This window comes from Alteromonas confluentis, assembly GCF_001757105.1.
In the GTDB taxonomy this organism is placed as follows: Bacteria; Pseudomonadota; Gammaproteobacteria; order Enterobacterales; family Alteromonadaceae; genus Alteromonas; species Alteromonas confluentis.
The window spans coordinates 110110-123463 of the sequence record NZ_MDHN01000037.1 but is presented as its reverse complement, the minus strand read 5'-3'; the positions used below and the strand labels follow the sequence as shown (position 1 = coordinate 123463).

Here is a 13354-nt window from a genome sequence, read left to right as displayed (position 1 = left end):
ATTGACAGCTGGTTAAACGGGGAGTAAAAGGCTGTTTAATTATTCCCCATGTGCATCGGTTCATTTGATGTAATGAACAGCACCTAATCTGAGGCTCAGATGGCAATACGTCATCCTTCCATTAAAAGCTATTTCGATAGCGAAACCAGCCAACTCGAAATCGATTCTGCATTTTCGCGCGGGCTGCAGTATGCCGGCCATTCACTGATGGTGCCGGAGAAGTTCAGTTACCAGGTGTTGCCTCATTTTTCTGATCGATACGTGCTGTTTAATCAGGGCGATAATTACGATCTGATATCGAATGTATGCCTGCACCGTCAGGCTAAACTGCTGGAAGGCGCAGGACGCACGCGCAATATCATCTGTAAGCTGCACTGCTGGGGATACGATAATCAGGGCACGCTGCGGGGTACGCCCTACATGCAGCAAAAGCATCAGGGTGCACTGAAAAAAGAAACGCTGACCAACTGGAACGGCATGCTGTTTCGCGGCCGGGCACCAGACATGGATCTCAGTGCGCTGGGTCTCGATAGCTATATCAATTTTGATGAGTATTTCTTCGCCGAACTGGACACCACTCGCTACGCGTTTAACTGGAAAAGCTTTGTTGAAATTTACCTGGAAAACTACCACGTATTTTCCATGCATCCGGGGCTGAAACAGTTTGTGAAAGCCGACGATTTGGAGTGGGCATTTAGCAGCGATTACTCGGTACAGAAAGTGGGCCTGGGTTCCGACCTGCAAAAGGCCACCACGCCGAATTACCGTCATTATCAGAATGCCTTTCTGACTCACTTCAACGGAAACCTGCCCCGCTACGGTGCTATCTGGTGCTTTATTTATCCGAATATCATGATTGAGTGGTATCCGGGCGTTCTGGTAGTCAGCACCATCTATCCTGATGGCCCCCGGCACTGTATTAATCACGTGGAGTTTTTCTACTCGAAAGCTCTGCATGAGGCTGCACCAGAGTATTTTACCGCCGAGCGTGAAGCCTATATGGAAACGGCAGCGGAGGATGAAACCGCCTGTACCATTCTGGAACAAGGCAGAGAAGCGCTATATCGCAATGGTGAAGACGAACACGGGCCGGTAGATACGTTTCTCGAAGCCGGTGTGGCGGAATTTTATCGCTTCGTCAACGCAGACTAATTTATTGGAGCACCCTGAATCTGAGTAAGAATATGTTCGTTGGGAAACCCTTGTCGCAACGTTCCGTACACAAAGAGTGCGTTCATAAATCTCTCCTAAGTTCGTTTGCTCTTAATAGTCAACACGCCAACCAGCACCAGTAACATACCGCTCACCTGCAGCAATGTTATGGCTTCTCCTAAAATGAGCCATCCAAAGACAAGTGTCAGCGCAGGCCCAATGGTACTCACCAGTACTGCCCTTGCAGCACCGATATATTTAATGGCGCTGGATTGAAAAAAGACCGGCAACACCGTAGAGAATATCGCCATCATCGCGCATTGCACGTATATCTCTGGGGGTTGCTTTAAGTCAGAAAGCGGTAGCTGGCTAAAAAAGTGCAGCTCTACCGCGATAACCGATACCAGCATAGCCAATATTGAGAATGCCTTTGCGCCTAGCCGTTCTATCATCGGCTCTGAAAATGCCTGGTAAAAGGCATAGCAAATCGCTGAGCCGGTAACCAGCATGATGCCAAGCCATATGTGGCTCTCGTTATTGCCTACCTGAATATCACTGATACACGCGCAAACAACACCAAAGGTACACAAGCCCATTGGCACCAATAGCCGTTTATCAAAACGATGACCAAGAAAGAAAACGCCCAGGATAATAGTCAGAATGGGATACGAAAACAGAATAATTCTTTCCAGCCCCGCCGATATGTACTGTAGCCCTATAAAATCTAAAATGGATGCGCCGTAATACCCGGCAATCCCAATGCAGACAAGTAAAAACAATTCACGCAGAGATAGCGTTTTAATATTCTGTAAGGCAGGAAGGCTTATCATTAAAAAGAACGGCAAAGAGTAGAGCATTCGTAAACTTAGAAGTATCACCGGTTCTACCGGCGCGACGACGTAGGCTTGTTTTACAAAAATAGCTTTAAATGAGAATCCCAGGGCAGATAAAACGGCTAAAGCCATACCCAGACTGGCTTTATCCTGCCAAAATCGAAGCTTCACATGCGTGTCCTTATGTCTAAAAACGGCGGTAAGATGCCACATTCAGATACGCGATGAAAATTGCTTAATCACCACCAACTATTCGTCATAGACGAACGCTAGGGTATTTATGAAATTTGACCTGACAGATTTGCGGTTACTCGTTGCAATTGCAGACAACGGAAATCTCACGAAAGGAGCCGAGACCGTATTTCTGGCGCCCTCATCTGCCAGCCACAGAATTAAATTGCTTGAGCGTAACCTGGGAGCGCAATTACTTATCCGTGAGGCCCGAGGAGTAAAATTAACGAAAGCAGGTGAAATCGTTCTTCGCCACGGCAAAAAAGCACTGGCAACCTTAGAGCAGATGCAGTCGGAGATATTTCCTTACACAGAAAGTGTACAAACCCATATCAAGCTATGGGCCAATACCAATGCTATTCACACCTATTTGCCCGACGACCTGGCTGAATTTCTGGAACAGTACCCAAATGTTAAATTGATTCTGGAAGAACACAGTAGTGAAGAAATAGCAGCGGCCGTTGCCTCTGGCGAAATCGAAATAGGCATCGTTGCAGAACAAGATCTCAATATCGACGTTTTACTTTATCCCTACAAGACAGACCGATTAGTGATGATAGTGCCAAAGCATCATGCACTTTCAGAATTTAGCCGGATTAGGTTTGAACAAGCCGTGGATTTTCCCTTCGTCATTTTAAATCAGGGTTCTGCCATCCATACATTTACGATGAACAAGGCCGCCTTAATCAATAAACATCTGAATATAAGAGCCCAGGTGAAAAGCTTCGATGCGGTGTGCCGGATGGTCGCGTCGAACGTAGGCATCGCCCTTGTGCCCCATGACTCAGTAACCGGGCACGCTGATCTGGGCATTCATATTCTTGAAGTGGATGAGGTTTGGTCAAAGCGAGACTTAAAACTATGCGTACAAAAACATACCGAGCCCAGCCGCTTAAGTGCTTTATTGTTAACGCATTTATTAAAGTAATTTTGTTGAAGCAGTGTCGAAGCACTCAGACACTTTTTCCAATATAAGAAAAATTAAATCCTGGTTACGCGCCCAATGCATTCCCATTGAGAATGCGCAACGCTTGTGCAAAACTAAATTTGAGCCGCCGATTATTCGCTAATGATTAGCAATGTAAGTAGAACAAGGATTGTTATGAAGAATTTAAAAACACTGAAACTGGGTTATTTCGCGTTTGTCATCGTCATGGTGGCCCTGTTTATTACTACCCTTCTGGCTGACAACGGAGTCTCTACCGGAGCAGCACTTGGCTCCGCTGGGCTGGTTTTTCTTGGCTTCAGCTACCTTCGAAGTGAGCGCCACCGAAGTAAATTTCCTTTGGATACGCTCATCGAGCGAGAAGGCGAAGTGGTAGTGTTTAATCAGATTTATAAGCTTAAAGAAGAGCCGTTGAAAATCGGTGTCAGAGATATTCACGCGCTGAACTTTGCCCATCATTATCTGGGCGTGATATTAAATAATAACGGTCGCGGCTATGATCTTTCGTTTCCTTACAAAGAGGCCGAACTGAAAGCCCACCTTCGCGCTATTATTGGTGAAGAAACGTTTGACAAGATAAGAATTAACACCTGATCTAGAGCTAGCGTCGATGTGAAATTACTTTTTCCGGCCGCCCGGCTAAGTGATGCTCTCTGAGCAATTAACGCCGTTTACGGCCGGCGCCTCTTCCGACTCGCGTATTGCTTCTTTCCATGCCGCGCGCTTTTCATAATACACATCCCACACGCACTGATAACATGAACCACTTCCGCAGCAGTCATCACTTTCCGGTTTTTCAGGCGGTTGAGGTTGCTCCATCACCATTCCCAGAATCAAATAAAATTTCAGTATGTGGCGAGATGAATTATTCAGCAAATAGGCCCTTCGAATAGCGACTATGTGTGAGCAATCAATTTGTGATTAATCAATGGCAATGCCGATAGAAATAGACATTCACAAAATAGTTCACCCTATCTTTAAGCCATACTGCACGTGACGTGCAGCGTTTGTGAATAATACGTTAAATTTTAGTCTTTTGACTAATACGCGAGCTATCTTCGCCGTGCTAAAACTGACTAATAATTCATCTTTCCCTGCGTGAGCAGATTTTTCAGAAGGGTATTGTTATGGCACAGACGTTACAAAACCACGTTTCATTCCGCTTCAGCCACTGGCTAAAAGCAAAGTTAACTGATCCAAACTTATACTGTGTGTTAACCGGTGTTGTTGCACTGGTGGTTATTGAAACCGTAATTTTCTAATAACCATCTCAATGACTGCCTGAGAGCGAAAGCGCAAATCCGATAACGTTTTTATTCTGTATTGCTTCCTCGTTCAAAGAGCCCGCTTTTACGTCGACCAGCCGGATATTCTGAACCGGCAACTCTGCCTGACCGTCAATCTTGCAGAGGTAGCTCGTCTTGCCCACATCAATATGCTTCAACGTCACGGAAGCGATGTGGGTAAGACGGCGCTCATAGGTGGGCACCAAATCTTTCCATTGATAAAGAGCGTCTGTAGGAATAGCTAGTTCGCCACCTCCCAAATCACTAAATTACGATACTGAAACCGGGTCCACTGCATTTGTCGGAAGCCTAAATGACCGTCGTCGAGTGGCTTGCCAGTATTTACACCGTCAATAACAGGCTTGTCGTCTATGTAATCAATAACCTTTCTGTCGTTAATAAACAGCTTTATATGGTTACTGATTTTTTCCAGACGAACCCGCTGAACCGTTCTGTCGAACGTGGAAATGCCTACTTCACCGGTTTGCAGTAACGAGAAGGTATTGTTCTTGCGCAAATTTGCATGACCGCGAGCCGGATTATGTGCGGCATTAGCGTAATAGGAGATGTGATAACTGCGGAGCTGACCTTCGGTGTACTGACTGAATGTGCCGTCCCGGGGCGGTAGCGACGGGTCGAAAATGCTTTCACCGTTCACGCCTTTTGCGGCAAAGAAAACGATCACCAGGCCGGCATCCGTCTTCAGCGCCTGGGCATCCCATTCAGCAATAAAGCTCTGCGGCAGCTTTTTCGGCATCCAGAACACATGATGAGACGCTTCATCCGGCGACCACATTTGCATCCAGCCGTTTTCAAAGGATACCTCTCCTTCGCCTTCCATTACCCAGTCGCTGACATCAGTCCTACTGCTTAGTGAGTTCTGGTATATGAGCTCGCCTTTAATCGCTCCCCTACCAACGAGCACCGATTGCTGCGCACAACCAAAAAGGCAAAACAAACCAATAAATGCCACCAACAGGGTTTGCCAGAATTGTCTCTTCATCACTCCACGCCCTTTGAAAAATCCATATTTGAAACTCTTAGTTAACTCATAATGAATCAGTTTCGGTCAAATGGTGTTATTTCCATTCGCGTATGATAGAAGTTAAGCAAAGTTTAACAAGCGGTTAATATTTTTTTGTTCCAAATTTGGATTTAAGGACGCTTTATGGACAGAAGACAATTTATAAAAAACAGCAGCATGGTGGCCTCTGTACCCCTCGCCATGACTGCCATGGGCTGTTCATCAACGGTAGCTGGACAGGCTGCTGCAACCCAAGCCGTAAAAACACCATCACGGATGCCGGGCACGTTAAGCTGGCTGGAGGGCGCAGTCCCTTCTTATCAGCCAGGTGCCACCTTCGGTTACCCATGGCCTGAAGGCGAACTGGCAAAAGACACGCCGCTGTCACTGATCAGCGCCGAGGGTAACCCGATTCCACTTCAAACCTGGGTAACCGCCTATTGGCCAGACGGCTCGGTGAAATGGACCGCCCATGCCATTCCAGCCAACGCAGTAACCGGCGAAGCGTGCAAAATTATCAAAGGCAAGCCCGCTGCGCCTCAGCAGGCGGTGTCTGTAAACCGTGAGAGCAACAGTATTGTTGTGGATACCGGTGTTATCCGCTTTACCGTGCCGCAATCAGGCAGCGCGCTCATCACATCATTATTCCGCGGAAACAAGGAAATCGGTCGTAATGCGCATCTTGTGGGCATGCGCCGGGATGCCCCGGAGAATGGTAACCAGGATGAACATTTTGAATCCCGGATCATCAGCGCAGAAGTCGAGCAGCAGGGGCCGGTCAGAGCGGTAATTAAAATAACCGGCACTAACCGCACAGCGAATGGTCGCGAATGGCTACCGTTTACACTGCGCTTATATGCCTTTGCCGGTGGCGAAACTGTGCAACTCACGCATTCATTTATCTTCGACGGTAACGCCGAAAGCGACTTTATCAGCGGGCTGGGTCTGCGCTTTGAAGTGGTTCAAAGGGATGAACTGTACAACCGACATCTACGTTTGGTAGGTGAAAATAAGGGCCTCTGGGGAGAAGCGGTGAAAGGCATTACGGGTTTGCGCCGTGATCCGGGCGAAGCGGTACGTCAGGCACAAATTGCCGGTGTCGCCACGCCACCACTTTCAGAGTGGGATGAACGTGTTAGCAGCCGTATGCACTACATTCCGGTGTGGAACGACATCACCCTCACGCAGATTAACGCCAATGGCTTTGAAATTCGAAAGCGCACCAAAGCCGGTCACGGCTGGATCGGTTCTGATCAAGGCCATCGTGCCAGCGGCGTGGGCTATCTCGGCGGTGTGAGTGGCGGCGTGCTGTTTGGCATGCGTGACTTCTGGCAACTGCACCCCGTGCAGATTGATTTACGCGACACCGGGCATGATGTGTCCACTGCCACCATCTGGTTTTACTCACCGGAAGCACCGGCCATGGATGTACGTTTTTATCATGACGGCATGGGCCAGAACACCTACGAAAAGCAGCTCGACGCGCTGAATATTACCTACGAAGATTACGAGCCGGGCTTCGGCGATGCCCACGGTATTGCCCGTACCACAGAGTTCACCCTGGCCATTATGGACAGCACGCCATCACGGGACGATACCATTCACATGGCACAAAGTATCCGCCATCCTGCACGTCTCATTGCAGCACCAGAGGATTATCTGAACGCTAACGTATTTGGCGGTTTATGGAGCCTGCCAGATAGCTCTACACCGGCGCTTAAAAAGATTGAAGATCGACTTGCCTGGCAAGTGGAATACTATGCAGGGCAGGTAGACCAGCGCCACTGGTATGGCTTTTGGAACTTCGGCGACATCATGCACACCTACGATGCCGATCGCCATGTATGGCGCTACGACATAGGTGGTTATGCCTGGGATAATTCGGAATTATCACCGGATCTCTGGCTGTGGTATTCGTTCCTGCGCACCGGCGACCCGACGACTTTCCATCTGGCCGAACGGATGACCCGCCACAACCGCGACGTAGACATTTACCACGCAGGTCGCTTTAAGGGTTTAGGCACACGACACAATGTACAACACTGGGGTTGCAGCGCCAAACAGCTGCGGATCAGCACCTCGTCTTATCGTCGCTTCCACTATTTCCTTACCGGCGATGAACGTACCGGTGATGTGCTTAGCGAAGTTACCGATGCAGACAAAGCGCTGGGCGCGCTGAACGCGACCCGAAAGGTAGACAGCAGCAATCCCATTCCGAATATTGCCAAAATGGGCGGCGGAACGGATTGGGGCTCAGCGGCCGCTAACTGGCTAACGGCCTGGGAGCGCACCGGCGACGACAAGTACCGGCTACGCCTGGAAAACGCCATGAAAGTCATTGGTAATCATCCGCAGGGATTCTTTGCCGGCGCCTTCGGCTATGACGTGGAGAAGCAGGAACTGGTGCCTTACCCTGAAAAAGAACCAGGGCTATCACATTTAAGCTCTGTGTTCGGCTTAATCGAAATGTCCACCGAGCTGAATCAACTGTTGGATGTACCTGAATATAAAGCGGCATGGTTGAAATATGGCCGGCTTTACAGCGCCCCCGCGGCAGAGCAGGAAGCCGTACTGGGTAAACGTATGCGAGGCAATAGCCTGACCGTTGCCCATTCTCGTCTTACCGCCTACGTAGCTGTACAAGAAAACGACCCAGCCCTCGCTAAGCGCGCATGGCAAGAGTTTGCTAAAGAGTGGGGAGGCGAAAAGACCATAGGAACTACAGGGGTATACGGACCAAATGTGCTAAATCCAGTTGAAGAAGCGGCTTGGGTGTCTACTAACGACGCCGCCCAATGGGGCCTTGCTGCCATTCAAAATATAGCGCTTGTTAAATCAGCGTTATAGGTCGATCGAACAACGGAGTGTGTGAAGTGAGGTTTGTTATCAAACCTACTTTTATGGGCAGCAGCAATGCTGCCCTTTTTTTTCATAATTAAACTACCTATTGAACTTAGTGTTCCAAATGTGAAATTAATGTCACGTAGTTTTACAATTTGATTGTTAATGTGATGTGAAGCGATGTAACGTGATTGAAATTGATTTTTTCAGGTACATGACGGTACCGAAGTTTGGTTTCAACAAGGATTTCACATGCCTGCACTAGTTAACGACATCGCCTATTCCACCGTTCGTCAGAAAATAGACAAACTCATCGACAACCTGGTGAATATCACCGACGAAACCGGTGAGTTCTTATTAAAGCTGGAAGACGGCAGAATCATCGATACCAAAGGCTGGAACGACTGGGAATGGACCCACGGCATCGGCCTTTACGGTTTGCTTAAATACTGGGATATCACCGGCGACGATAAAGCCCGGGAAATCATCGAAGACTGGTTCGCCAATCGCTTCGCCGAAGGCACACCGACCAAAAACGTAAATACCATGTCGCCTTTCCTCACACTTGCCTACATGCAGGAACGCACGGGTAACCGCAGCTATTTACCCTACCTGGATGTGTGGGCCGAATGGATCATGGATGGCATTCCTCGCACCGAAGAAAACGGTATCCAGCACATTGTTTTCAACTCAGTCAATTATCAGCAAATGTGGGACGACACGCTGATGATGAGTGTCATGCCGCTGGCAAAAATCGGCTTACTGATGGATCGCCCCCACTACGTGGAAGAAGCCAAACGCCAATTCATGCTACACATCAAATACCTGGCTGACAGAAAAACCGGTTTGTGGTTCCACGGCTGGACATTCGACGGTCGTCACAACTTCGCAGATGCCCTTTGGGCCCGTGGTAACTGCTGGGTCACCATCGCGATTCCTGAGTTTATTGAGTTGCTGGATCTGCCTGAAACCGACGCTACCCGCATGTTCTTAATTGAAACCTTAGAAGCACAGGTTAAAGCGCTGGTTAGAACCCAACATGAAGACGGCCTATGGCACACCCTGCTGGACGATCCGACTTCTTATCTTGAAGCGTCTGCCGCTGCTGGTTTTGCCTACGGCATCATGAAGGCTGTGCGCAAAGGCTACATCAGCGACGAATACCTGCCTTGCGCAGAAAGGGCCATTAAAGCAGTGCTGGAGAACATCGACGACACCGGCGAACTGCAACAGGTGTCTTTCGGCACGCCGGTATTCGACACCTTGCAGGGATACAAAGATATTCCTCTGACTTCTATGCCCTACGGTCAGTCGATGGCAATTCTCGCCCTCGTTGAATACATGAACGCCTACATCTAACCGATAAATAATAAGGGGGAGAGCACGATGGCACGACGTGAACTCAAACCGATAAACTATGTCGCCTACGGTCTCAACGATATTCTTGGGGCCGGTTCCATGGCTGTTATCAGCGGTTGGATCCTGTTTTTCTATACCACCTTCTGTGGCCTGTCGGCAGTGCAGGCTGCCAGTATTTTCGCCATCGCGCGTATTCTGGACGCCGTTGCCTCTCCCCTGCTCGGCCACATATCCGACGGTTTAGGCAATACTCGTATTGGTCGCCGTTTTGGCCGTCGTCGGGTATTCCTGATTTTTTCTATTCCCCTGCTACCTAGCTTTGCGTTGATGTGGGTAAGCGGCCAGCACTACCTTTATTATCTGGTCACTTACGTGTTCTTCGAGCTGGTTTACGCCGCTGTTATCATTCCTTATGAAACCCTGGCAGCGGAAATGACTGACGATTATAAGAAGAAAGCAAAACTCGCCGGTGCCCGTATTCTTACCGGTCAGATGTCTGCAATCCTAGCTGGTATTTTGCCCGCCTGGATTGTCAGCGCTGTTGGCGGCAAAGAATCGGCTTCTACCTTCCTGATCATGGGTATTATCTTCTCGGTACTGTTCATGATTGTGGTGTTCACGGTGTGGATGTTTACCTGGGAACGCGACCTCGATGAAGTGGGCGAGCAGGAACTCACAAAAGGTGAAGGTTGGACTTTATCCGGTTCCATGAAGGCGCTTTACACCAACCTCTTGTCAACCCTGAAAATCCGCGCATTTCGTTTGCACCTGGGCATGTATCTGGGTGGTTACATCAGCCAGGACGTTTTCAACGCCGTGTTCACTTACTTTGTGGTATTTGCCATTGGCGGCTCGGTAGTCATTGCGTCTGAAATGATGGCGGTCACTTATGTTGCCCAGCTATTTGCCGTTGCCGTTGCCATTCCCATGGTAATGCGCTTCGGGCCATCCCCCAGCTATCGTGTCGCTGTGTCACTGTACATTATTGCGATAATCTCGCTGGTTGCCATGTACGCCACCACCGACAACTTTAACTTTGTGTGGCTGGTTGTGGGTGTCGTTATTGCCGGTTTAGGCCGGGGAGCGCTGAACTATATTCCCTGGAATACCTATAATTACATGGCCGACGTGGATCAGATAGTCACGGCACGTCGTCGTGAAGGCAGCTTTGCCGGGGTAATGACTTTTATCCGCAAAGCTACACAGGCCTTCGCTGTGATGTCGGTGGGTATCATTCTCGAGTTCGGTGGATTTGTTTCCAATGCAGAAACTCAGAACAGCCAGGCTATTTCGACCATTGTGATGATGATGGCAATTGGTCCGGTTCTGGTGCTGCTGTTCGGCTTCTTTGTTTCTACGAAGTTTCGCCTGAGCAAAGAGACGCACGAAGTGCTGATGAACGAGATCGAGCATTTCAAAGCCGGCCACACCAAGCCCACCAGCCCGGAAAACCAGGCGATTGTGGAAGACCTGTCCGGCTTTAGTTACAAAGCGCTTTGGGGCAACAACACGGTTGGCGCTGTACAGCAGGACGGCACGGCATCGGGGAGGACCCACAATGCTAATGTTTAAGGTATTAGCAGGTCTGGCGATGGCGGGCGTGCTTGCTGCGGCGCCAACAAAGGCTGACGAATCCATTCCAAAATCCTGGATTGATAAAGACACCGGTCACCGCGTTGTCAGACTTTCGGAAGAAGCCGGTTCCCGCTCGCTGTACTTCCACCAGAACGCTTACAGCGCCGACGGCAAATCCATGGTGATTTCTGTAGACAATCCTAAAGGTGTAGCAGTGGTGAACCTGGAAGACGGTTCGGTAAAACGGATTTTTGAAGATCCGGACGTAGGCATTCTGTTCATGGGTCCGTCGAGCCGTAACGTGTATGTGACTCGTATTGAAGGCGCCGGTACCGGCGAAGTGGTAGCCAAAAATGAGCTACAGTCGCCCACCGAAGTACTGGCCATCAACATCGATAGCGGCAAAGTAAAGCATGTGGCTACGGTTCCCCGGGGCAAGGTGCACTCCATCAACAACGATGAAACCCTGCTGATTGGTGCCTTTGCTGAGCAGGAATACAGCATGGAATCAGGCCCCCGTCACGCGCGGTTTGAAGCGCGCTATGAAGCCACCGACAAGAACGGCAACCCGATGAGTTTTGCCGATGCAAAGGAAGTGCGCATCAATGAGCGCCTCGAAGCCCGCATTCCTATGCAGATGTTTGTGGTCGATACCCGCACCGGTGAACAACGTACTATCCACCAGGCGACTGACTGGCTCAATCACATACAGTTCTCCCCTGCTGATCCGAACAAAATCATGTTCTGTCATGAAGGCCCCTGGCACAAGGTGGACCGCATCTGGACCATGAACGTGGACGGCAGCGACATTCGTAAAATGCACACCCGCACCATGAACATGGAAATCGCCGGGCACGAGTTTTTCGACGCCAGCGGCGAGCGGATTTTCTATGACCTGCAAACGCCCCGGGGCGAGGTTTTCTGGCTGGCCAGCGTAGATTTAAACACCGGAAAGCGGGTATGGCGTCATTTGCCTCGTGATTATTGGTCAGTGCATTTTAACGTTTCACCAGATGGCTCCCTGTTTGCCGGCGACGGTGGCGATGAGGAAATGGTGGCCCGGGCTGAAGACGGCAAGTGGATTTCCCTGTTTCGCGATGAACCCATTAACGATGTAGCCGGAATCAGTGCACCGGATGCCGAGTCCCTGATTAAGCCTGCGGTTCTCAAAGCAGAACGCCTGGTGAACATGGAAAACCATGATTACCGGCTGGAGCCCAACGTGACGTTTACTCCTGACAATAAATGGGTGGTATTCCGCTCGAACATGCACGGCCCGGTTCACGTTTATGCCGTGGAAGTGGCCAAAACGAATGACAATAAAGAGGGTAATTAAGGATGAGTATTTCTTTTGACCTAACAGGTAAAGTAGCCCTGGTCACAGGAGCCAGTCGTGGCATTGGTCAGGCGCTTGCCATTGGCTTTGCTAAAGCCGGAGCCAAAGTGATTTGTGCCAGCAGCCGCACCGGTGGTTGTGACGACACCGTCGCCGCCATCCGCGATGCCGGTGGTGAGGCTACAGCGCTGGCTGCTGACCTCAGTAACGCAGAGGCAACCATCAGGCTGGCCGAAGACGCACTGGGTGTGTATGGCGGTGTGGACATTCTACTGAACAATGGCGGCACGATTTTCCGCGCCCCTGCCGTAGAATTCCCACTGGATAAATGGCAGCAGGTGATGCAGGTCAATATCGACTCCGCATTCATTCTCTCTCAGGCAATTGGCAAAGCCATGGTGGCACAAGGAAGCGGCAAAATTATTTATATCGCTTCTATGCTGAGTTACAGCGGCGGCATTACTGTGCCTGCCTACACGGCCAGTAAACATGCTATCGCCGGTCTCACCAAAGCTTTAGCTAACGAATGGGGCACCCACAATGTGCAGGTGAACGCCATTGCTCCTGGTTATATTCGCACAGACAACACTCAGGCATTGCAGGACGATGAAAACCGCAGTACCGAAATATTAAAACGCATTCCGGCAAACCGCTGGGGTGAAGCCGAAGACCTGCAAGGTGCTGCGGTATTTCTGGCCAGCGCAGCCAGTAACTATGTCAACGGCCACATTCTGGCTGTCGACGGTGGATTTCTGGCTCGCTAGCCAAAGT

The 13354-nt window shown here is 49.8% G+C and carries 13 protein-coding genes; 9 read left to right on the top strand and 4 right to left on the bottom strand.

The genetic code is table 11. From position 1 onward, the window contains the following. The first annotated feature begins 99 nt into the window (after positions 1-99). Positions 100-1152, top strand: coding sequence for an aromatic ring-hydroxylating oxygenase subunit alpha (locus tag BFC18_RS15675; RefSeq protein WP_070126495.1), 1053 nt, complete (start codon positions 100-102; stop codon positions 1150-1152). A gap of 95 nt (positions 1153-1247) precedes the next feature. Here the strand turns inward: BFC18_RS15675 and BFC18_RS15670 are convergent, their stop codons facing one another. Next, positions 1248-2156, bottom strand: coding sequence for a DMT family transporter (locus BFC18_RS15670; protein ID WP_211481040.1), 909 nt, complete (start codon positions 2154-2156; stop codon positions 1248-1250). Positions 2157-2265: 109 nt separating this feature from the next. On the opposite strand from BFC18_RS15670, the gene BFC18_RS15665 reads away from it, so the two are divergent. Both BFC18_RS15665 and BFC18_RS15660 read left to right on the top strand, forming a co-directional pair. Further along, on the top strand, positions 2266-3144 hold the full coding sequence (locus BFC18_RS15665; protein ID WP_070126494.1) for a LysR family transcriptional regulator: 879 nt from the start codon (positions 2266-2268) through the stop codon (positions 3142-3144). Positions 3145-3318: 174 nt separating this feature from the next. After that, positions 3319-3756: a hypothetical protein gene (locus BFC18_RS15660; protein WP_070126493.1), complete on the top strand. Its 438-nt coding sequence runs from the start codon at positions 3319-3321 to the stop codon at positions 3754-3756. Positions 3757-3801: 45 nt separating this feature from the next. On the opposite strand, the gene BFC18_RS15655 is transcribed toward BFC18_RS15660, so the two are convergent. Further along, positions 3802-3981 (bottom strand): oxidoreductase-like domain-containing protein, encoded by a 180-nt coding sequence (locus BFC18_RS15655; RefSeq protein WP_070126603.1) that lies wholly within the window; start codon positions 3979-3981, stop codon positions 3802-3804. Positions 3982-4289: 308 nt separating this feature from the next. Here BFC18_RS15655 and BFC18_RS22055 point away from each other — a divergent pair, with 308 nt between their 5' ends. Further along, positions 4290-4424 carry a hypothetical protein gene (locus BFC18_RS22055; protein WP_281182433.1) on the top strand — a complete coding sequence of 45 codons (135 nt, stop codon included), beginning with the start codon at positions 4290-4292 and terminating at the stop codon, positions 4422-4424. 8 nt (positions 4425-4432) lie between these two features. Here the strand turns inward: BFC18_RS22055 and BFC18_RS15650 are convergent, their stop codons facing one another. Both BFC18_RS15650 and BFC18_RS15645 read right to left on the bottom strand, forming a co-directional pair. Beyond that, on the bottom strand, positions 4433-4651 hold the full coding sequence (locus BFC18_RS15650) for a hypothetical protein (protein WP_070126492.1): 219 nt from the start codon (positions 4649-4651) through the stop codon (positions 4433-4435). Between the two features lie 38 nt (positions 4652-4689). After that, a complete protein-coding gene (locus BFC18_RS15645) occupies positions 4690-5451 on the bottom strand; it encodes a DUF1961 family protein (protein ID WP_070126491.1) in 762 nt (253 codons plus the stop codon). 165 nt (positions 5452-5616) lie between these two features. Between BFC18_RS15645 and BFC18_RS15640 the strand changes: the two genes are divergently transcribed. From BFC18_RS15640 to BFC18_RS15620, 5 genes are all read left to right on the top strand, one after another. Further along, positions 5617-8319, top strand: a complete 2703-nt coding sequence (locus BFC18_RS15640) for an exo-rhamnogalacturonan lyase family protein (RefSeq protein WP_070126490.1) — start codon at positions 5617-5619, stop codon at positions 8317-8319. Positions 8320-8565: 246 nt separating this feature from the next. Beyond that, the gene (bglB, locus tag BFC18_RS15635; RefSeq protein ID WP_070126489.1) at positions 8566-9672 is read left to right on the top strand and encodes a beta-galactosidase BglB; all 1107 of its coding nucleotides are present in this window, start codon (positions 8566-8568) and stop codon (positions 9670-9672) included. A gap of 27 nt (positions 9673-9699) precedes the next feature. Next, on the top strand, positions 9700-11244 hold the full coding sequence (locus tag BFC18_RS15630) for an MFS transporter (RefSeq protein WP_070126488.1): 1545 nt from the start codon (positions 9700-9702) through the stop codon (positions 11242-11244). Then, positions 11237-12583, top strand: coding sequence for an oligogalacturonate lyase family protein (locus tag BFC18_RS15625; protein WP_070126602.1), 1347 nt, complete (start codon positions 11237-11239; stop codon positions 12581-12583). Before BFC18_RS15630 ends, BFC18_RS15625 begins: the two co-directional genes overlap by 8 nt. Positions 12584-12585: 2 nt before the next feature. After that, complete coding sequence (locus BFC18_RS15620; protein ID WP_070126487.1) at positions 12586-13347, top strand: SDR family oxidoreductase; 762 nt, start codon at positions 12586-12588, stop codon at positions 13345-13347. The last annotated feature ends 7 nt before the right edge of the window (positions 13348-13354 follow it).

Bases quoted from the DNA above. Each gene is read 5' to 3' on its own strand.
- BFC18_RS15640 (WP_070126490.1), top strand. From the start codon at position 5,617: ATGGACAGAAGACAATTTATAAAAAACAGCAGCATGGTGGCCTCTGTA.
- BFC18_RS15625 (WP_070126602.1), top strand. From the start codon at position 11,237: ATGTTTAAGGTATTAGCAGGTCTGGCGATGGCGGGCGTGCTTGCTGCG.
- BFC18_RS22055 (WP_281182433.1), top strand. From the start codon at position 4,290: ATGGCACAGACGTTACAAAACCACGTTTCATTCCGCTTCAGCCACTGG.
- bglB (WP_070126489.1), top strand. From the start codon at position 8,566: ATGCCTGCACTAGTTAACGACATCGCCTATTCCACCGTTCGTCAGAAA.
- BFC18_RS15675 (WP_070126495.1), top strand. From the start codon at position 100: ATGGCAATACGTCATCCTTCCATTAAAAGCTATTTCGATAGCGAAACC.
- BFC18_RS15620 (WP_070126487.1), top strand. From the start codon at position 12,586: ATGAGTATTTCTTTTGACCTAACAGGTAAAGTAGCCCTGGTCACAGGA.
- BFC18_RS15660 (WP_070126493.1), top strand. From the start codon at position 3,319: ATGAAGAATTTAAAAACACTGAAACTGGGTTATTTCGCGTTTGTCATC.
- BFC18_RS15665 (WP_070126494.1), top strand. From the start codon at position 2,266: ATGAAATTTGACCTGACAGATTTGCGGTTACTCGTTGCAATTGCAGAC.
- BFC18_RS15630 (WP_070126488.1), top strand. From the start codon at position 9,700: ATGGCACGACGTGAACTCAAACCGATAAACTATGTCGCCTACGGTCTC.
- BFC18_RS15655 (WP_070126603.1), bottom strand. From the start codon at position 3,981: ATGGAGCAACCTCAACCGCCTGAAAAACCGGAAAGTGATGACTGCTGC.
- BFC18_RS15645 (WP_070126491.1), bottom strand. From the start codon at position 5,451: ATGAAGAGACAATTCTGGCAAACCCTGTTGGTGGCATTTATTGGTTTG.